The organism is Blautia sp. OF09-25XD (assembly GCF_003482095.1).
Taxonomy (GTDB): domain Bacteria; phylum Bacillota; class Clostridia; order Lachnospirales; family Lachnospiraceae; genus Fusicatenibacter; species Fusicatenibacter saccharivorans.
On sequence record NZ_QUMG01000021.1, the window covers coordinates 46,280 to 65,061 of the forward strand.

Annotated in this window: 18 protein-coding genes and 1 pseudogene; 16 read left to right on the forward strand and 3 right to left on the reverse strand. The window is 48.2% G+C overall.

What is annotated here, in order from left to right; all coding sequences use genetic code 11:
- Positions 1-91 precede the first annotated feature (91 nt).
- From DXA93_RS15170 to DXA93_RS15210, 10 genes are all read left to right on the forward strand, one after another.
- On the forward strand, positions 92-1,534 hold the full coding sequence (locus DXA93_RS15170) for a sugar transferase (protein ID WP_119208667.1): 1,443 nt from the start codon (positions 92-94) through the stop codon (positions 1,532-1,534).
- 409 nt (positions 1,535-1,943) lie between these two features.
- The gene (locus DXA93_RS15175) at positions 1,944-3,722 is read left to right on the forward strand and encodes a phosphotransferase (protein WP_117760618.1); all 1,779 of its coding nucleotides are present in this window, start codon (positions 1,944-1,946) and stop codon (positions 3,720-3,722) included.
- Positions 3,710-4,441 carry an NTP transferase domain-containing protein gene (locus tag DXA93_RS15180; protein WP_117760619.1) on the forward strand — a complete coding sequence of 244 codons (732 nt, stop codon included), beginning with the start codon at positions 3,710-3,712 and terminating at the stop codon, positions 4,439-4,441. Before DXA93_RS15175 ends, DXA93_RS15180 begins: the two co-directional genes overlap by 13 nt.
- On the forward strand, positions 4,431-5,999 hold the full coding sequence (locus DXA93_RS15185; protein ID WP_055227905.1) for a BCCT family transporter: 1,569 nt from the start codon (positions 4,431-4,433) through the stop codon (positions 5,997-5,999). The genes DXA93_RS15180 and DXA93_RS15185 overlap by 11 nt, the downstream gene beginning before the upstream one ends.
- Positions 5,971-6,381 (forward strand): hypothetical protein, encoded by a 411-nt coding sequence (locus DXA93_RS15190; protein ID WP_119199237.1) that lies wholly within the window; start codon positions 5,971-5,973, stop codon positions 6,379-6,381. The genes DXA93_RS15185 and DXA93_RS15190 overlap by 29 nt, the downstream gene beginning before the upstream one ends.
- A gap of 125 nt (positions 6,382-6,506) precedes the next feature.
- On the forward strand, positions 6,507-6,683 hold the full coding sequence (locus DXA93_RS21040; RefSeq protein ID WP_416388105.1) for a transglutaminase domain-containing protein: 177 nt from the start codon (positions 6,507-6,509) through the stop codon (positions 6,681-6,683).
- Positions 6,684-6,792: 109 nt separating this feature from the next.
- Entirely contained in the window at positions 6,793-8,229 is a 1,437-nt protein-coding gene (locus tag DXA93_RS15195) for a lipopolysaccharide biosynthesis protein (protein ID WP_158554972.1), read from the forward strand.
- A 127-nt stretch (positions 8,230-8,356) separates the two neighbouring features.
- A complete protein-coding gene (locus DXA93_RS15200; RefSeq protein WP_117760621.1) occupies positions 8,357-9,556 on the forward strand; it encodes an ATP-binding protein in 1,200 nt (399 codons plus the stop codon).
- The gene (locus tag DXA93_RS15205) at positions 9,556-9,810 is read left to right on the forward strand and encodes a helix-turn-helix domain-containing protein (RefSeq protein WP_242991123.1); all 255 of its coding nucleotides are present in this window, start codon (positions 9,556-9,558) and stop codon (positions 9,808-9,810) included. The genes DXA93_RS15200 and DXA93_RS15205 overlap by 1 nt, the downstream gene beginning before the upstream one ends.
- 5 nt (positions 9,811-9,815) lie before the next feature.
- On the forward strand, positions 9,816-10,388 hold the full coding sequence (locus DXA93_RS15210) for a VanZ family protein (protein ID WP_117509397.1): 573 nt from the start codon (positions 9,816-9,818) through the stop codon (positions 10,386-10,388).
- Between the two features lie 75 nt (positions 10,389-10,463).
- On the opposite strand, the pseudogene DXA93_RS15215 reads toward DXA93_RS15210, so the two are convergent.
- Positions 10,464-11,350: pseudogene (locus DXA93_RS15215) on the reverse strand (DegV family protein).
- A gap of 206 nt (positions 11,351-11,556) precedes the next feature.
- Between DXA93_RS15215 and udp the strand changes: the two are divergent.
- Together udp and DXA93_RS15225 are read left to right on the forward strand one after the other, a co-directional pair.
- Positions 11,557-12,333 (forward strand): uridine phosphorylase, encoded by a 777-nt coding sequence (gene udp, locus DXA93_RS15220; RefSeq protein WP_055220432.1) that lies wholly within the window; start codon positions 11,557-11,559, stop codon positions 12,331-12,333.
- Positions 12,334-12,374: 41 nt separating this feature from the next.
- Positions 12,375-12,806 (forward strand): cytidine deaminase, encoded by a 432-nt coding sequence (locus DXA93_RS15225; RefSeq protein ID WP_117760908.1) that lies wholly within the window; start codon positions 12,375-12,377, stop codon positions 12,804-12,806.
- A gap of 85 nt (positions 12,807-12,891) precedes the next feature.
- On the opposite strand, the gene DXA93_RS15230 is transcribed toward DXA93_RS15225, so the two are convergent.
- A complete protein-coding gene (locus tag DXA93_RS15230) occupies positions 12,892-14,352 on the reverse strand; it encodes a DUF1846 domain-containing protein (protein ID WP_117802108.1) in 1,461 nt (486 codons plus the stop codon).
- Positions 14,353-15,051: 699 nt separating this feature from the next.
- Here DXA93_RS15230 and DXA93_RS15240 point away from each other — a divergent pair.
- The 4 genes from DXA93_RS15240 (at position 15,052) to DXA93_RS15255 (ending at position 18,071) form a co-directional block, all read left to right on the forward strand.
- Positions 15,052-15,660 carry a DedA family protein gene (locus DXA93_RS15240; protein WP_330427400.1) on the forward strand — a complete coding sequence of 203 codons (609 nt, stop codon included), beginning with the start codon at positions 15,052-15,054 and terminating at the stop codon, positions 15,658-15,660.
- Positions 15,661-15,967: 307 nt separating this feature from the next.
- Entirely contained in the window at positions 15,968-16,387 is a 420-nt protein-coding gene (locus DXA93_RS15245; RefSeq protein WP_117509394.1) for a hypothetical protein, read from the forward strand.
- 178 nt (positions 16,388-16,565) lie between these two features.
- Positions 16,566-17,252 (forward strand): tRNA (N6-threonylcarbamoyladenosine(37)-N6)-methyltransferase TrmO, encoded by a 687-nt coding sequence (gene tsaA, locus DXA93_RS15250; protein WP_117509440.1) that lies wholly within the window; start codon positions 16,566-16,568, stop codon positions 17,250-17,252.
- Between the two features lie 156 nt (positions 17,253-17,408).
- Complete coding sequence (locus DXA93_RS15255; protein WP_117509393.1) at positions 17,409-18,071, forward strand: YkgJ family cysteine cluster protein; 663 nt, start codon at positions 17,409-17,411, stop codon at positions 18,069-18,071.
- A 103-nt stretch (positions 18,072-18,174) separates the two neighbouring features.
- Here the strand turns inward: DXA93_RS15255 and DXA93_RS15260 are convergent, their stop codons facing one another.
- Positions 18,175-18,582 (reverse strand): LytTR family DNA-binding domain-containing protein, encoded by a 408-nt coding sequence (locus DXA93_RS15260; protein WP_158554971.1) that lies wholly within the window; start codon positions 18,580-18,582, stop codon positions 18,175-18,177.
- Between the last annotated feature and the right edge of the window lie 200 nt (positions 18,583-18,782).

Consider the following 18,782-nt stretch of genomic DNA (forward strand, 5'->3'; position numbering starts at 1 on the left):
TGAATTCGTCACAGAAATGTCACGGGCAGATAGAGCAAGGATCTTTCTGTTACGATATCAGAAGAAGAGAAGTACGACAGGGGAGAAAGGTATGTATAAAAAATCATCTACAGGCTGGCTGAAGCACCTGGATTTCATGATCCTTGATATCATCTGCCTTCAGCTTGCATTTATCATGGGTTATTTTATGCGGCACCACAGCCCGAACCCATATGCAAACCCGATTTACCGAAATGAAGCGATCGTATTTGCACTGATTCAGCTGATGATCATGTTCTTCGACGATTCCTTCAAAAACGTTATGAAACGTGGATATCTGGTTGAAATTGGAAAAACCATCAAAAATATGGTATACATCATCGTTCTTGGTGTATTCTATCTGTTCCTGATTCAGGAAGGAGATCAGTTCTCCAGAGCAACCATTATTTTAACCGGAGTCATCTACGGAATCTTTTCCTATCTGATGCGTATCGGCTGGAAAATGTTCCTGAAAAAACGCGGCAGCGGAGAACACAGCGGCCGTTCCCTTTTAATTATTACAACCGAAAAACAGTCACAGTCTGTTGTAAAAAGCATGCTTGACTTCGACTATATCGGCGTTCGTCCGACCGGCGTTGTCCTCGTAGACCAGGACAGAACCGGACATAAAATCCACGGCGTGCCAGTCGTATCCAGCCTTGCAAACGCAGCCGAATATGTCTGCCGCGAGTGGTTTGATGAGGTTCTGATCGTCCTGCCGGAGGGCAGAGAGATTCCGCAGAAGGTATTTGATGCATTCACAGAAATGGGAATCACGATCCACGTAAAAATTGCGGACGTGAACGAAATGCAGGGAAAAAATCAGACTGTAGAGCGCATGGGCAACTATACCGTGGTCACCACCTGCATCAATATGGCAAGCGCAGGACAGCTTGTGCTGAAACGAATCATGGACATCTGCGGCGGTCTTGCCGGATGTATTCTGACCGGAATCATCTTCCTGTTCGTTGCCCCTGCGATTTATATCAAGTCTCCGGGCCCGATCTTCTTCTCACAGTACCGTGTCGGAAAGAACGGAAGAAAATTCAAAATTTACAAGTTCCGTAGCATGTACATGGATGCGGAAGAGCGGAAAAAAGAACTGATGAAACAGAACCGCGTCAGCGATGGTCTGATGTTCAAAATGGAGAATGACCCGCGTGTCATCGGAAGCGAAAAAGGACCAGGCAAAGGAATCGGAAACTTTATCCGCAAAACCTCGCTGGATGAATTCCCGCAGTTCTTCAATGTGTTAAAAGGCGACATGAGCCTTGTAGGAACCCGTCCGCCGACAGTGGATGAGTGGGAGAAATATGAGCTCCATCACAGAGCAAGACTGGCAATCAAGCCGGGACTGACTGGTATGTGGCAGGTAAGCGGACGAAGCGAGATTACAGATTTTGAAGAGGTTGTAAAACTGGATACGAAGTACATTTCAGAATGGTCCTTTATGCTGGATATTAAGATTTTGTTTAAAACTGTACTGATTGTATTAGGCCAGAAAGGTTCTATGTAAAAAAAATGAAAAATGGAGATATATTGTAGTTTTGGGAGTAGTGTGGTAAAATAAAGGTAAATTTTAAGAAAAATTTATGAATGGAAGCGCAAAGAAGTCCTGATGACGGCGAAAAGGAAAAAGGCTTCCTTTGACAGGTGGTCCAAATAATGTTAATTATTTGGACCTTTTTATGTGAACTTCCTGAAATATTAACTCTCGTTTCGACATGTTCTTGCTTTAAGCCAGTTGTAGCATACTTTAAAAGGAATTTTATGAGAGTTAATTTTATAGGAAGTTCACATATATACTACCACAAAAGTAATTATCTTTCACTGACAACTATCCTAACACACAGGGGATTGAAAAAGTCATAAAGTTATGGTATAATCGAAAACAAAAGTTCATGAAAAATGAAAGAAGGAAGTATATGAACAACTCAAAACAAGATATATTGAACAACCTGATAAAAGAACCCTTCATCAATCAGCGTATCCTTGCCGCACAGACCGGCCATTCGCTTGGAATCGTCAATCGTTCGATCAAGGAACTGATTTCAGAAGGTTACCTGGATGAAGAGATCCGTCCGACGGAAAAGACACTGCGTGAGGCAAAAGAGAAAGCGCCGAAAAACGCCATTATCCTTGCCGCCGGATTTGGTATGCGGATGGTTCCGATTAATACAGAGACACCGAAAGGACTTCTGGAAATCAAGGGAGAGCGGCTGATAGAGCGCACAATCCGTCAGCTTCATGAAGTCGGCATTACAGAGATTTACGTCGTTGTCGGATTTATGAAAGAGCAGTATGAATATCTGATCGATGAATACGGCGTAGAATTGATCGTCGCTCCGGACTATGTGTCGAAAAACAATCTGCATTCCCTGAAAACGGCGGCAGCCCATTTATCAAACAGCTACATCATTCCCTGTGATATCTGGTGTGAAAAGAATCCATACAGCAGAAACGAATTATATTCCTGGTACATGGTCAGCGATCTGGTGGATGATGACAGTACCGTCCGCGTAAACCGGAAGCAGGAGCTGGTCGTACAGAAAGAACAGGCAGGCGGAAACGCGATGATCGGCATCTGTTATCTGCTGGAAACAGAAGCGGAGATCGTGCGGGAGCGTCTGGAAGAACTGGGAAGAGATTCCCGATACGACGGAGCGTTCTGGGAGGAAACCTTATACCGGAAAGACAGAATGATTGTGACGGCCCGTGTTGTACATGCTGCCGATGCCGTAGAAATCAATACCTATGAGCAGCTGCGTGAGATTGACAGCGATTCCAGCCAGCTGCAGACGGATGCGATTCAGGTAATCTGTGAAGCACTTGGAGCACAGCAGAACGAAGTGACAAACATTACAGTTCTGAAAAAAGGAATGACAAACCGATCCTTTTTATTCTCCTGTAAAGATAAAAAATACATTATGCGAATTCCGGGAGAGGGAACCGATCAGTTGATCAACCGCAGGCAGGAAGCCGCTGTATATCAGACGATCGCCGGCCGCAGGATCTGCGATGAGATTGCCTATATTAACCCGGAGAACGGCTACAAAATCACAGAATATCTCGAAGGTGCGCGGGTCTGCGATGCAGAAAATGAGGAAGATCTTCAGAAATGCATGAAGAAACTGCGGGAGTTTCACGGGCAGAAATTAAGAGTAGACCATTCCTTCGACCTGTTCGGACAGATGGAATACTATGAAAGCCTCTGGGAAGGAACTCCGTCAGCATATAAAGATTACGAAAAGACGAAAGCGCATGTGCTTCAGTTAAAGGATTACATCGAAGCAAATGCCGGAGAGTGGGTGCTCACTCACATTGATGCTGTGCCGGACAATTTTCTGTTTGTGGAAGAAAACGGAAAAGAGGAGATCCGCCTGATCGACTGGGAATACGCCGGAATGCAGGATCCGCATGTGGATATTGCGATGTTCTGTATCTATTCTCTTTACAAAAAAGAGCAGGTGGACCATCTGATTGATCTTTATTTTGAAGGAAACTGTGACGACAGAACACGCATAAAAATCTACTGCTACATCGCAGTCTGCGGTCTGCTCTGGAGCAACTGGTGCGAATATAAACGGAAATTAGGCGTGGAATTCGGAGAATATTCCCTGCGGCAGTACCGTTACGCAAAAGATTATTACAAAATTGTCCAGCAGGAACTGGGAGAGGAAGGAAAAGAAATATGTACAAAGTAGAGCGCGCCATTATTATGGCGGCAGGCCTCGGAAACCGGATGAAGCCGGTAACGTTAAAAACACCAAAACCGCTGGTCCGGGTAAACGGTGTGCGGATGATTGATACCGTCATCAATGGACTGCACAAAAACGGAATCACAGAAATTTACGTGGTAGTCGGTTACCTCAAGGAACAGTTCCAGACACTGGAAGAGGAGTACCCGGGTCTGAAGCTGATCGACAATCCGTGGTACGATACCTGCAACAACATCGCATCGCTGTATGTGGCGCGGGAACATCTGGAAAATGCGTTTATTCTTGACGGTGACCAGATCATCTATCATCCGGAAATTCTGGCACCGGAGTTTGAGCGATCCGGTTACAACAGCGTGTGGACGGATGATGAGACCGACGAGTGGCTGCAGACCGTGGAAAACGGCATTGTGACAGGCTGCAGCAGAACCGGCGGAAAGGGCGGCTGGCAGCTCTACAGCATTTCCCGATGGACAGCAGAAGATGGAAAGCGGTTAAAAGGCCATCTGGAGCAGGAGTTTGAAGTAAAGAAAAACCGTCAGATTTACTGGGACGATGTGGCAATGTTCTGCTACCCGAAAGAGTATCAGCTTGGCATCCGGCCAATGAAGGCAGAGGATATCATAGAAGTAGACAATTTCAGCGAGCTTGTTGCACTCGATGCATCGTATGCGGATTACGCAGAAAGGGAAGAAAATGAACAGTAAGAACCAACAGAAGAAAAAAGAAATCGACTGGATGATTACGCTGGTGCCTCTGGCGCTGATCGTTGCTCTATGTATCGTATTTTTCTTTGCACCGGAGCAGTCGAATCAGGTACTTGGCCAGATTCGATTTCTGTTTGGAGACACCTTTGGAACGTATTACCTGGTCATCGGACTTGGCATTTTCTTTCTGTCTCTGTTTCTGGCAGGCTCCAAATACGGAAATATTGTGCTTGGAAAGCCGGATGAGAAGCCAAAATATTCCTTTTTTGCATGGGGATGCATGATGTTTACCTGTGGTCTGGCAGCAGATATTCTGTTTTATTCGTTCTCTGAGTGGATTTTGTACGCAACAGATCCTCACATCGCAGAACTTGGCAGCATTCAGGACTGGGCAGGCGTATTTCCACTGTTTCACTGGAGCTTTATCCCGTGGGGATTCTATCTGGTACTGGCTGTTGCGTTTGGCTTTATGCTTCATGTAAGAAAACGAAACCGTCAGAAATACAGCGAGGCGTGCCGTCCGATTCTGGGAAAACAGACAGATGGAATTGGCGGCCGTCTGATTGACCTTCTGGCTGTCTTTGCATTGCTGGCCGGAACTGCTACCACTTTTAGTGTGGCAACTCCTCTGATGGCGGAAATCATCGGCGAGCTGTTCCATATGGAAGTCAGCAGAACTGTGATTAATATTATCATTCTTCTGATCACCTGCTGTGTTTATACCTATTCTCTTCTGCATGGATTCAAAGGAATCAGCATTCTGGCCAAGGTGTGCATTTATCTGTTTTTCGGACTCCTTGCCTTCGTCCTGCTGTTTGGGGGAGAGACGCGGTATATTATTGAAACTGGATTTTCTTCTCTTGGAAAAATGATTCAGAACTTTATCGGCTTATCAACGTATACGGACCCGATGCGTACGACAAACTTCCCACAGAACTGGACCATTTATTACTGGGCATACTGGATGGTATGGTGTGTGGCAGCACCGTTCTTCATTGGCAGCATTTCCCGCGGAAGAACAGTGCGCCAGACGATTCTCGGCGGATACGGTTTTGGTGTGGGTTCCACGCTTGTCAGCTTTATTATTCTTGGAAATTATTCGATGGGAAAGCAGATTTCAGGTGCAATTGATTTCATTTCGCAGTATAATGAAAGTGGAGATTTATATCATCTGATCGTGTCGATGATCAAAACCATGCCGTGTGCACCGCTGATTATGGTTGTTGTATTAGTTACGATGGTTGCATTTTATGCGACATCGTTCGACTCGATCGCATTGACGGCATCGTGCTACAGCTACCGGAAACTGGAAGACGGCGAAGAGCCGGCAAAAGGAATTCAGCTGATGTGGTGTATCCTGCTGATCCTGCTTCCGATTGCACTTCTTTTTGCAGAGAGTTCCATGAACAGTCTGCAGTCTGTCAGTATCGTAGCGGCATTTCCGATCGGCATTGTGATCGTGATGATTGCGGTCAGCTTCTTAAAAGATGCAAAACTGTATTTAGAAGAATTGCAGGGAGGAAAAGCGCATGGAGAGGAGAAAAAAGAGAATCGTTAAACTGACAGCATTTTTGTTTCTGCTTGCGGCATCCATTTTTGTGATGCCGCAAAAGGCGTTTGCGGACGAAAATGAGGATGTTACATTGCCGACGGGCGATATTAAACCCATGGAACCACAGCAGGATGAGTCCGGGATTGATACATACGGGGCCGATGAAGGCGATGAGTTCAGCGGAACGGAGTATGAATTGTATACGGTTCTGGAGAATCGTGTGAAAGAAGCGATGCTGGCTGGAAATGAATGGGTATCCATTAAAGATTTAAAAATAAGAAGGGATACCTATGACTTAAGCTTTTATTATGCTATTCGCCGTATTTTCCGAGTGATACGTATAATAGAATCATTGCCTGGTATGGTGATGCATACTATACAGGTTTGAGAATTACCAATACATTCGGAACACCGGAAGAAACCAAACAGATTTTTAATGCAGTGGATGAGAAACTGGCATCCATCTATAAACTGATGAACAATTCCATGACAGATGAGTAGAAGGCGTTTGTAATTCACGATTATCTGGTATTGCATGCAGAGTATGATCTGAATTATAAGAATTATACCAGTTATGGTGTGCTGATGGACGGAAGAGGTGTGTGTCAGTCGTATGCATTGGCCTATATGTATATTCTGAATCATTTGGGAATCGAAACACATAAAGCAGTGAGAATCCCCCATGGTTGAATGGAAGCGTTCACATGGGGGATTTTAATGGATGTTCCTCTTGCAGTCCCCCCCATTTTGTGTTAACATAAAACACGCAAATAACCAACAGCAAGGAGTTCTATTTTACATGAACATTACCTCAAAATACCGTTCTCTCTCCGTCCAGGCGAAGGCGGCGCTTTGGTTTACGATCTGCAGTTTTTTACAGAAAGGCATTTCGTTCATCACAGTTCCGATTTTCACGCGTCTGATGAGCACCGAGGAGTACGGAACCTATACGGTTTATCTGTCCTGGCTGCAGATTTTGACGATTATGACATCGCTGTATTTATTTAATGGTGTTTATGACAATGCGATGGCAAAGTACGAGAAGCAGCGGGATGAATATACATCTGCAATGCAGGGACTGACGCTTGTGATTACGGGTGCGGTTTTTGCATTGTATTGTTTTACATCGGGTTTCTGGGAGAAGATTTTAAATCTGCCGAAATCCATGATTCTGCTGATGTTTCTGGAAGCGCTGCTGAGTCCGGCGCTTTCTTACTGGTCGGGGCGGCAGCGGTTTGAGTATCGGTACCGGATTCTGGTCTGCGTGACGATTCTGCAGGCGCTGATGAACCCGATCGCGAGCCTGGTGCTGATCCGTATCAACGGCGGTACGGCCATGATGCGGATCTTAGGTATCGTCGGGGTGCAGGTCTGCATCTGTGTGCCGATTATTGTGTTCCAGTTTTGCAAAGGAAAAGAGTTCTTTTCGAAGGAATACTGGGGCTACGCACTGCGGATCGGAATTCCGATTGTGCCGCATTATCTGTCCGGTATTATCCTGAATCAGGGCGACCGCATCATGATCGACAAGATGGTCGGAAAGACGGAAGTTGCGCTGTACGGGCTGGCGTACAGCATTGGTATGCTGGTGCAGCTTTTCATCAGCGGTATGAACAGTGCATTGACACCGTGGATGTACAGCAAGATCAAAAAGGGCGACATCCGCTCGATGCGGAAGGTGCTGCAGCTTCTTAGTATTGTAGTGGTCGGCATAGCCGTGGCGCTGATGCTGATCAGTCCGGAGATGGTGCTGATTTTCGGATCGCCGAAGTACCGCGAGGCGGTGTACGTCATTCCGCCGGTGGCAGCGAGTGTGTTTTTTATCTTTATTTATAATATTCTCTCGATGCCGCAGTTCTATTATGAAAAAACACAGTTTCTGATGGCTGCATCCATGGCGGCGGCTGGAGCGAATGTGGTGCTGAACTTTATTTTTATCCGCCTGTTCGGCTATATTGCGGCCGGTTACACGACGCTGGCATGCTATATGCTGTATTCGGTCGGCCATTATATTGTGAGCAAACAGATTCTGGTGAACGAAGGAATCCAGGAAAATCTGATGAATCCAGGATTTCTTCTGGCGTGCTCCGTTTTTCTGATTGGAGCAAGCATCATCTGCAATCTGATTTTCCCGTACAGGATCCTGCGTTACGCGATTCTGCTCGCAAGTGCAGGGCTGGTCTTCTGGAAGAAAGAACTTCTGTTGAAGACGATGGCGGATATCCGGAAAAAATAAAAAAGTGGGGGAGGATTTGAAACGAATGTTCAGAGACTCCCCGTTTTTTCTTGACAGTCACAGAAAAAACGATACAATGAAAGAATGAAGAAAAGTAAGGCATTTTAATTAGAAAAGGAAAAATTACATGAGTACCAGTATTTCAATAAAAGAACTAAAAGAGCTCGATCCGTCAAGCTATCAGATCGTCGATATCCGCGATGCGGTAGAGATCTCCCACGGCGCGATTCCGGGAGCGCTTGTGATGAAGACAGAAGAAATCGAGACAAGTGATGCGATTGACCGGAGCAAAAAGACGATTATCTGCTGCAGCCGCGGCCGGTTCAGTGTCGCAGCGGCGGAAGAATTACAGGAAAAGGGCTGGGACGCTGTGAGCCTGGAGGGCGGTTACATCGCCTGGCTGATGGATGTGATGAGCGCGCCGGAGGAGCAGGACAAGGCGGCAGACGTGGAGAAGAGTCTCCGCAAAAAATTCAAAAAGTCGATCTGGTCCAAATTTACGAAAGCGATCAACACATACGAGCTGGTAAAACCGGGCGATAAAATCGCTGTCTGTATTTCCGGCGGAAAAGATTCGATGTTGATGGCGAAATGCTTTCAGGAGTTAAAGCTTCACAATAAATTTGATTTCGAAGTAAAATTCGTTGTCATGGACCCGGGATACAGCCCGGAGAACCGCAAGGTGATCGAGGATAACGCAAAGAGCCTCCATATTCCGATCACGATTTTCGAGACCGATATTTTCGATTCGGTTTACCATGTCGAAAATTCGCCGTGTTACCTCTGCGCGAGAATGCGCCGCGGCCATCTGTACCATTTTGCACAGCAGCTTGGCTGCAACAAGATCGCACTTGGCCATCATTACGATGATGTCATTGAGACAATCCTCATGGGAATGCTCTACGGTGCGCAGGTGCAGACGATGATGCCGAAGCTTCACAGCATCCACTTCGAGGGCATGGAGCTGATCCGCCCGCTGTATCTGGTGCGCGAGGATGATATCAAGGCGTGGAGAGATTATAACGGTCTGCATTTTATCCAGTGTGCCTGCAAGTTTACCGATACCTGCACGACCTGCAATAACGAGGAGAATCGTTCGAAACGCGTGGAGATCAAGGAACTGATCAAAAACCTGAAAAAGGTGAATCCGTTCGTGGAGAGCAATATTTTCCGCAGTGTCGAAAATGTCAACATTGACACCGTGGTCGGCTACAAGCAGCACGGCATCCGCCACAATTTCCTGGAAGGATACGACGACAATCCGGGGTATGTGCCGGAGGCAGAAAAAGCAGCGGCGGAAACGGAGCAGGAAAAAGAAGGAAAGTAATGCACAGAAAAATAGAAGAAACGCCGGGGCGGGAGAAAATGCTGATCCGGCTGAAAGAGCTCCGTCTGGAACGCGGTTACTCGATGACACAGGCGGCGCGGAAGATTTTCAGTCACCCGGACACCTACAACCGGTATGAAAAAGGCATCCGTGAGATTCCGTTGGACTGTCTGATTACGCTGGCAAAGCTGTATGACTGCAGTCTCGATTATCTCGCGGGTGTTTCCGATCAGCCGCGAAAATACGGAAGGTGATGTAAATGGCAATTCCTCTTTATCTGACAACGATTGAACAGGATATTTTTGATACATTCCGGTATCTGCCGCATGCGGTTGCAGTCGGTGTCGGCTTTGTGACGGTTGCGGCGGCGTGGAAAAATCAGCAGATCCAGAAGAAACGGAAACGGCTGGAGCAGTACCGTGCGCTGCACGGCGGGCAGCTTCTGGCGTGGTTTCTGGTAGCCGTCTATTTTGCCATGCTGATTTCGATTACACTGCTTTCGAGAGAACCGGGTTCGAGAACAGGTGTGGATTTGAAGCTATTTGAAACCTGGGGAAACCAGTGTCTGCCGGACCGGTATTTTGTGGAAAATATTCTGCTGTTTCTGCCGTTCGGTGTATTACTGCCGGCGGCGGTGCCGTTTCTTCGGAGATGGTGGTACTGTGTGTATGCCGCATTTGCCACGAGCATGATGTTGGAAACTGTGCAGCTTTTAACAGAGCGCGGCTTCTGCCAGTTAGATGATGTTGTGACGAATACGCTTGGAGCAGCCATCGGGTATCTGGTGTTTGCACTGGTGCGGAAATGTTGGAGAGGGAAGATAGAAGAATAGAAGGAAAACAAGAAGGCTCTGCCCAAATGGACAGAGCTTTTTTCTTCCCTGTTTTTAGATGGAAGTGCAGGAGAGTTAATCCACCCGTTCTTTCCCCCAGAAAAACAATGCCACGGTTCCTGGCCCTGTGTGGCTGCCGATGGTGGTTCCGATGTTGTTGATCTCGACTTTTCCGTTCAGATTGGGAAAGCGTTCCTCGATAAGATCCGCAACGGCCCGCGCATCGTCGTAGCAGGCGGACTGGGAAATGTAGCATTTGCCGGAGTAGGAGAGGCCGCCCTCGGCGTTTTCTTCCATCTGGTCGACGATTTTTTTGATGACTTTTTTCTTCGTACGGATTTTGAACCGCGGAATCAGCCGTCCTTCGTTGTCCATGTTGAGCAGCGGGCAGATGCCGAGAAAGCCGCCGATTGCGCCGGAGGCTTTGGAGATGCGGCCGCCGCGCACGTAGAAGGTGAGGTCCGTGGAGAAGAACCAGTGATGGACTTTGAGGCGGTTTTTCATCGCAAAATCGTAAACCTCTTCCAGCGGTTTTCCTTCATCGCGCAGGTCGGCAAGGCGGTCCATCAGAAGACCATAGCCGGAGGAAGCGCCGAGGGAATCCACGATGAGGATTTTCCGTTCCGGGTAGCGCTCTTCAAGGTCGGCTTTGGCGATCATCGCAGAATTCAGGACACCGGAAATGCCGGAGGAGAGGCAGACGTGGAGAATGTCTTTGCCGTCCTGCAGGAATGTTTCAAAATAGGCTTCAAATTCATCGGCATTCACCTGGGATGTTTTCGTGGAAGCGCCGGCGGCCATGGCGGCATAGAACTGATCGAACGGCATGGATTTGCGAGATCATCCGCGTACTCGGTGTCATTTAATTTGTAATGGAAACAGATGTATGAGATTTCCCGTTTGGAGAAATGTTCTTCGGTAAGGTCTGCCGTAGAGCAGCAGCTGATGACATAGGAACTCATAAAATAATCCCTCCTTGTAAAAATGAAAGTAAGAACTCTGGTTTCTGTGCCTATTGTAGCATCCCGAATGGGAAAAGGCAACTGCGGAACGTGATTATATCCGTAATGAAAGGGGCGGTGAAATGGTGTCAAGCCTTGTATTTGCGGTGCGGCCTGTGGTAAAATAGAACTATGAGAATACGAAAATACAAAGGAGGTTTTTGCATATGCAGAATTATTCAGGAGAAGAAGGGCTGCAGTATCATCTGCAGATCCGAAAAGGCGATGTGGGACGGTACGTGATTCTGCCGGGAGATCCCAAACGGTGTAAAAAAATTGCAGCTTACTTTGAGAACCCGGTGCTCGTCGCAGACAGCCGGGAATTTGTGACTTATACGGGTACTTTGGACGGTGTAAAGGTTTCCGTTACATCTACCGGCATCGGCGGTCCGTCGGCTTCCATCGCGATGGAAGAGCTGATCCAGTGCGGCGCCGATACGTTTATCCGCGTCGGAACATGCGGCGGTATGGCACTCGATGTAGAGGGCGGCGATATCGTGGTGGCAACGGGAGCGATCCGTGCGGAGGGAACGTCAAAGGAATACGCACCGATCGAGTTCCCGGCAGTCGCAGACCTTACCGTGACGAATGCGCTGGTGCAGGCGGCAAAGAATCTTGGGAAAAAATGGCATGCGGGCGTGGTACAGTGCAAGGATTCCTTCTACGGCCAGCACGACCCGGAGCAGATGCCGGTCGGCGATGAGCTGCTGAAAAAATGGGATGCATGGATGAAGCTTGGATGCAAAGCGTCAGAGATGGAATCGGCGGCACTCTTTATCGTGGCAAGTGCCCGCGGCGTCCGTGCCGGATCGGATTTTCTTGTGATGGGAAATCAGGAGAGAGTGAAACGCGGCATGGAGAACCACATTACGCACGATACGGAAGGTGCGATTCAGGTAGCCATCGAGGCACTGCGGATTCTGATCCGGGAAGATCAGAAATAAGAAAGAAAAAATAAGGGGATACTGGAAAGGGGATGCTGGATATGAAACAGGAAATCAGTACAGAAATAAAACAGGAGCTGGTAAAACAGGCTCTGGCAGCGCGGAAATTTGCGTATGTGCCGTATTCGAAATTCCGCGTAGGCGCGGCGGTTCTGGCAAAGAATGGAGCGATTTATACCGGTTGCAACATTGAAAATGCGGCGTATACACCGACAAACTGCGCGGAGCGCACCGCGGTCTTCAAAGCCGTATCCGAGGGCATAACGGAATTTGACGCGATCGCCGTCTGCGGCGGCCCGGGAGAGGCAGAGCCGGAGGATTTCTGCACACCGTGCGGTGTCTGCCGTCAGGTGCTGCGGGAATTCGTTGATCCGAACGAATTTCTCGTCCTTCTCTGCAAGGGCGACGGTTCCTGGAAAGAAATGACACTCGAGGAGCTGCTGCCAATGGGATTCGGAAAAGAAAATTTATAAACAGAAGCCGGAAAAGAAAAAATCCAGGGCAGGTACGGAAAGTACCGTATGCCCTGGATTTTTATGTCCAAGATATAAAAATTATTTACTGAAATTTCGGCTCACAGGTCAGATCGCATCCCAGACGCTGGAACATTTTGCGGTCCACATCGGAGAGCATAACGCTGGAGTGCACCTGGCAGCCCTTTAACTGCGGCAGGCAGGAGAGTGCTTTCTGTGCATCCTCGCTCTGTGCAGCAGTAGCAGACAGCGCAATCAGAACCTCGTCGGTATGAAGACGCGGGTTCTTGCTTCCGAGGTATTTGGTTTTCAGGGTCTGGATCGGAGCGATGGATTCCGGTGAGAGAACATGTACGTCATGGTCGATGCCGGAGAGCTCTTTTAATGCATTCAGCAGAAGCGCCGCGCTCGATCCGAGCAGATCGCCGGTCTTTCCGGTGATGACGCGTCCGTCCGGAAGTTCCATGGCAGCGGCCGGTGCGCCGGTCGCCTCGGCACGGACAAGAGCCGGGGAAACGGTGGTACGGTCTGCGGCAACGATGTTTTCCTGTTTCATCAGAAGCTCGATTTTGTAAGCCTCAGTCTCGGAGCGGGAGCCGTCTGCGATACCGTCCACAGCAGTGTAGTAGCGGCGGATGATCTCCTGACGGGAAGCCTCGCGGCATGCCTCATCATCGATAATGCAGTTTCCGGCCATGTTGACACCCATGTCTGTCGGGGATTTGTACGGGCTCTCGCCGAAAATCTGCTGGAAGATCGCGCGCAGAACCGGGAAAATCTCAACATCACGGTTGTAGTTGACGGTTGTCACGCCGTATGCCTCGAGGTGGAACGGGTCGATCATGTTGACATCGTTCAGATCGGCGGTAGCAGCCTCGTAAGCCAGGTTGACCGGGTGCTTCAGCGGCAGATTCCAGATCGGGAAGGTCTCATATTTTGCATAGCCGGCGTTTACACCGCGTTTGTGCTCATGGTAAAGCTGGGAAAGGCAGGTTGCCATCTTTCCGCTTCCCGGTCCCGGTGCGGTAACGACAACGAGCGGGCGGGTTGTCTCGATGTACTCGTTCTTTCCGTATCCCTCATCGCTCACGATCAGCGGCACATTATGCGGGTAGCCCGGAATCGTGTAGTGAATGTAAACCGGGATGCCGAGCTTCTGCAGTCTCTTCTTGAAAGCGTCTGCACTGTGCTGTCCGGAATACTGCGTGATGACAACACTGCCGACATAGAGGCCGCGTCCGCGGAACTCATCAATCAGACGGAGCACGTCGCTGTCATAGGTGATGCCGAGGTCGCCGCGGATTTTGTTTTTCTCAATATCGGCTGCGGAAATTGCCATAACAATCTCGGCCTGATCGGAAAGCTGCATCAGCATGCGCAGTTTTGCGTCCGGTGCAAAGCCCGGAAGAACGCGGGATGCGTGGAAATCGTCGAACAGCTTTCCACCGAATTCCAGATACAGCTTGTTGTCAAACTGGTTGATGCGGTCGCGGATGTGCTCGGACTGCATTTTCAGGTATTTTTCATTGTCAAATCCAATTTTCATGGTATTTTTCTCCCTTTTTTCCATGGTATTTGTTTGAAAGAAACGGATCATTCCTGCAGGGATGATGCAAAGTTTTCCCCATTGGGTTCTGAAGAGTTACAAACAACTGATTTTATTTTACTATAGAGAAAAGTCACGTGCAAGAAAAAAATGCGGCAGGAATAGAAGCGATTCAGAAAAAGCACTCCTTCGCGCAAGCATGATTCGCGATTTTTCCGGAATTTCGCATGGATCTGAATCGTTACAAAAAAAATCTCCCCAAAAGGAGAGAGGCCGGGACTTGGTTGAAGCCCCGGCGGTATGAAAAAGAAATCTATCTATTAGAAAGGTTGGCGTTGGAGACGTGCTTCCAGAAATGCTTTGCCGTCTCCGGTTTATTTATAGAGAAACAATGGAGGTTGTTTTTTACTTCCTTTGTTGTTGATAAGATTAGTATACGGGAAAATTGTGACCAGAATGTGTACACGGGATAAAGCTTTTCTGAAGAGAACATGAAAACAAAAGGAAGAAAATCTGACGGAATTGTAAAGAAGTAGTCAAAAAGGATTCATGCACCGTGGAAAAGGCGCATAAAATGCAGGAGAAGAAAAAGAGCATTTCCGGCAGGAAAACCGATAAGACCGGAAAACCGGCTATCTGCAGCTGCGGGGAAGAGGTTTCTATGCCGGAAATGAAAAGGAAGAGAAAAATTTGCAGAGCGTGATTCTGGATATGGTCAACCGTTTTGGCTATCTTGGTATTCTGATTCTGATTGCGGTGGAAAATGTATTTCCACCGATTCCCTCCGAGGTGATTCTGACCTTTGGCGGTTTTCTGACAACGTGTACTCGGCTGCACCCGGCGGGGGTTGTGCTGGCATCTACGGCGGGCTCACTGCTTGGCGCGCTGGTGCTGTACGGAGCCGGAACCCTCGTCAGCCCGGAAGGGCTTGCCGAGCTGCTCGAGAGCCGGCCGATGAAGCTTCTGGGGTTTCGGGCAGAGGATGCCTGGAAGACCATTGCCTGGTTTCAGAAAAAGGGGCAGCGGGCTGTGCTGCTCGGCCGATGCATTCCGATTATCCGAAGTCTCATCTCGGTTCCGGCCGGCATGGCGGGGATGAAGATGCCGGGATTTCTGCTATATACCATAGTCGGGAGTACGGTCTGGAATCTTCTTCTGGTTGGCATCGGTGCAGCGGTCGGCGCTGCATGGGAGCAGGTGGCAGAATATGTGAAGCTATATGCGGATGTGGTTTTCCTTATTTTAATGGTGGGAACCGTATGCTTTCCGGCATTCCATTTATATAGGAAGAAACACCGTCAAAAATAATAGGATGCATGAAATCATGCATGATATGCAAAAAATATGCTTGCAATTTAGCAATAAGTGTGCTAAGATTCATCTCAACAAATAAAAGGGAGTAGCGAAACGCCGCGGGATCTGAAATAAAAACATCCCGTGCGGGTTTGAAACCGTCAGCCGATGTTGAGAAACATCCGTATCAAATGAGAACGCAAGACTTTTATTGTGGCAGATGTCATGATAGGAGTCTTTTTTTATCCTTCGACTCCTGAATACCAAACATGAACTGCCATCCGTTGCCAGCGAAAGAAGCGTGGCGGAGAGAGAGGAATGTATGAGCAGCCAAAGAGTAAAAAAAGAATTGTACGAAACTGCAATGACAGGAGAAAAGGCACTGACCAGCCTGATGTATGTACAGATGACACTGTATGCAGCAAAAAGCCAGAAAACGTATGCCAGGGTGCGAAGCGAGGGGCGTGCAAGGATGCGCCACACGGGGCTTCATATGAATCAGTATTTAAGAGCGGCAGGAAAGGATCTGGAAAGCTTTCGAAACCGTCTGAAAGAGACACATCTGCCGGAAGAGCTTCAGTCAAAGGCAGAAACATTTCTGGTCCAGACGGTACATGCGCTGGATGTGACGGAGAAAAAACAGATGTACCGCAGGGAACTGATCGGGATGGAAGAGAAAGTAAAGGAAACAGCAGAACAGATCGAGGAGCTGCTGAAAAGCATGCGGGAGCTTGGAGTATAAGTCACCGTCTGGCAGGCTCTGCGTGACCCGTAACGTGTAGTATCCGCAGGGGAGTCGGCGAAGGGGAATGCGCATGGTGGACTTTTCAAAAACAAAATGTTAAGATAAAACATATGGTAATGATTCAGAGCCATGCGAAATAGAAGAGAAGATGCAGGAAAGAAAAGGAGTAAGAAACGTGGCAGAAGAAATTGCAATGAAGGTGATCGCCCGAATCCACACGGATTTCCCGGAAAAATTCGGGATTCCGAGGCAGAGCGGACTGATCGAAGAACTAAAGAGTACGATCGTTTTTGAACCGGAGTTCCGCGATGCAAATGCACTGAGGGGGCTGGAAGAATATTCCCATCTCTGGTTGATCTGGGAGTTTTCGGAAGCCGTGCGGGATACCTGGTCTCCGATGGTGCGGCCGCCGCGGCTTGGCGGAAATAAGCGTGTCGGCGTATTTGCTACGCGTTCGCCGTTCCGTCCGAATCCGATCGGTCTTTCTTCGGTAAAGCTGGAATATGTGGAGCAGCATCCGTCGCTTGGTCCGGTATTGCACCTTACGGGAGCAGATCTGATGGACGGCACACCGATTCTGGATATCAAACCGTATCTGCCGCATGTAGACAGTCACGTGGAGGCACTTGGCAGCTTTACGGAAAAGACGAAAGAATACTTTATTCCGGTTGAGATTCCGGACGAGCTGCTGGAAAAGGTTCCGGCAGACCACCGTGCGGCGCTGAAAAAAGTGCTGGAGCAGGATCCGCGTCCATCGTATCAGAACAGCGAAGAACGCGTCTACGGACTTTCCTTTGCGGGAATGGAAATCAAATTCCAGGTAAAGGACGAGGTACTGCATGTTGTGGGAGTAGAAATGTGAGGAAGAAATAAAGATCGGGAGAAAAGACCGAAAGCAAGGATCGAAAGCAAAGATCAAAAGCGAAGATCAAAAGCAAAGATCAAAAGCAAGGATTAAAAGCAAAGATCGAGAGAAGAGACCAAAAGCAAGGATTAAGAGAAAAGATAGGAAGAAAAAATGGAACGAAATGTAGAGATAGATAAAATTTCAGATGGAAAACGATACGGAGCTAATGATCTTGTAAAAGTGGGCTGCGACGACTGCCGCGGATGCTCCGCCTGCTGTCATGGGATGGGAGATTCGATTGTACTCGACCCGATGGATGTCTACCGCCTGGAGAAAAAGCTGGGAAAGACGATGGAAGAGATTTTGCTGGCTGGGAACGTGGCGCTTCGTGTCGTGGACGGTGTTATTCTGCCACATCTGAAGATGACAGAGCAGTCAGACCGGTGCAGCTTTTTAAATGAAGAAGGCCGCTGCAGCATCCACGATGCACGCCCGGGCTTCTGTCGGATGTTTCCGCTGGGTCGGCTGTATGAGGATGGAACATTTTCTTATTTCCTTCAGGTGAACGAATGTCCGAAGGAGAACAAGACAAAGGTCAAGGTCCGCCGCTGGCTCGATACGCCGGAGCTTGGGAAATACGAAGCCTTTACGACAAAATGGCATTATTATCTGAAGGAAAAACAGAATGCGGCGCGCGAAAGCGAGGACGATGCATTCCGGCAGCAGATCAGCATGAACATTCTGAAGCTGTTTTATCTGCTTCCGTATGACGGAAATACAGATTTTTATACACAGTTTGCAGCTCGAATGGAGCTTGCAGCAGACAAGCATTAAGCAAAAACATATATTAACAGGAGAGGCTGTCGCACGAAGCGAAAACACTACAAAATCTATATTTTGTGGAAATTTTTCTTCGTGCGGCAGCCCTCCTGTTTTTTTATATCGTTTCGTAGGAAAACTTTCCTGCTCCGGCGTAGACCAGGAAGGCTTCCCGGGTCTCACGCCTTCGCCGGCGGCTGCAGAAAATGATCTGCCCATTTTTCAGCAGAACTTCGCCAGTTACCTGTACAAGGGAAACGTGGGCAAAGTTGATCAGCAGACCTTTTCCGCCGTGGAAAAAACGATCACTTGGTGTAAGGCAGACCGTCAGGTCGGCAAATGTGCAGCGGGTTGTAAAATCTCCCTGAATGGTGTGGAGAATCAGTCGGTGCTGGCAGGCTTCAACGTAAATCAGGTCGTCGAGCGCCAGCCGGTATTTTTGGGAAACACCCTGTGAGATAATGACTGGAATTTCGAGCAGAACAGAATCGTTCGGATCGAGTGGGAATATTAATTTGGAATACAAGAAAAACACCTCCGGGAAAGTATACCGTTTGCGTCGAAGTGCAGCCGTTCAAGTCGAAGCGGTTGTCCAGCGCAAAGAAACATGATAGGGTACAAAATAAAAGCAGGAGGAGAGCATTACAGCAAACATCATAAAAATACAAAGTGTAGTTTAACACAGTGACAGAATCTCATTCAAGCCGAATTGACGGACTTCTGTTA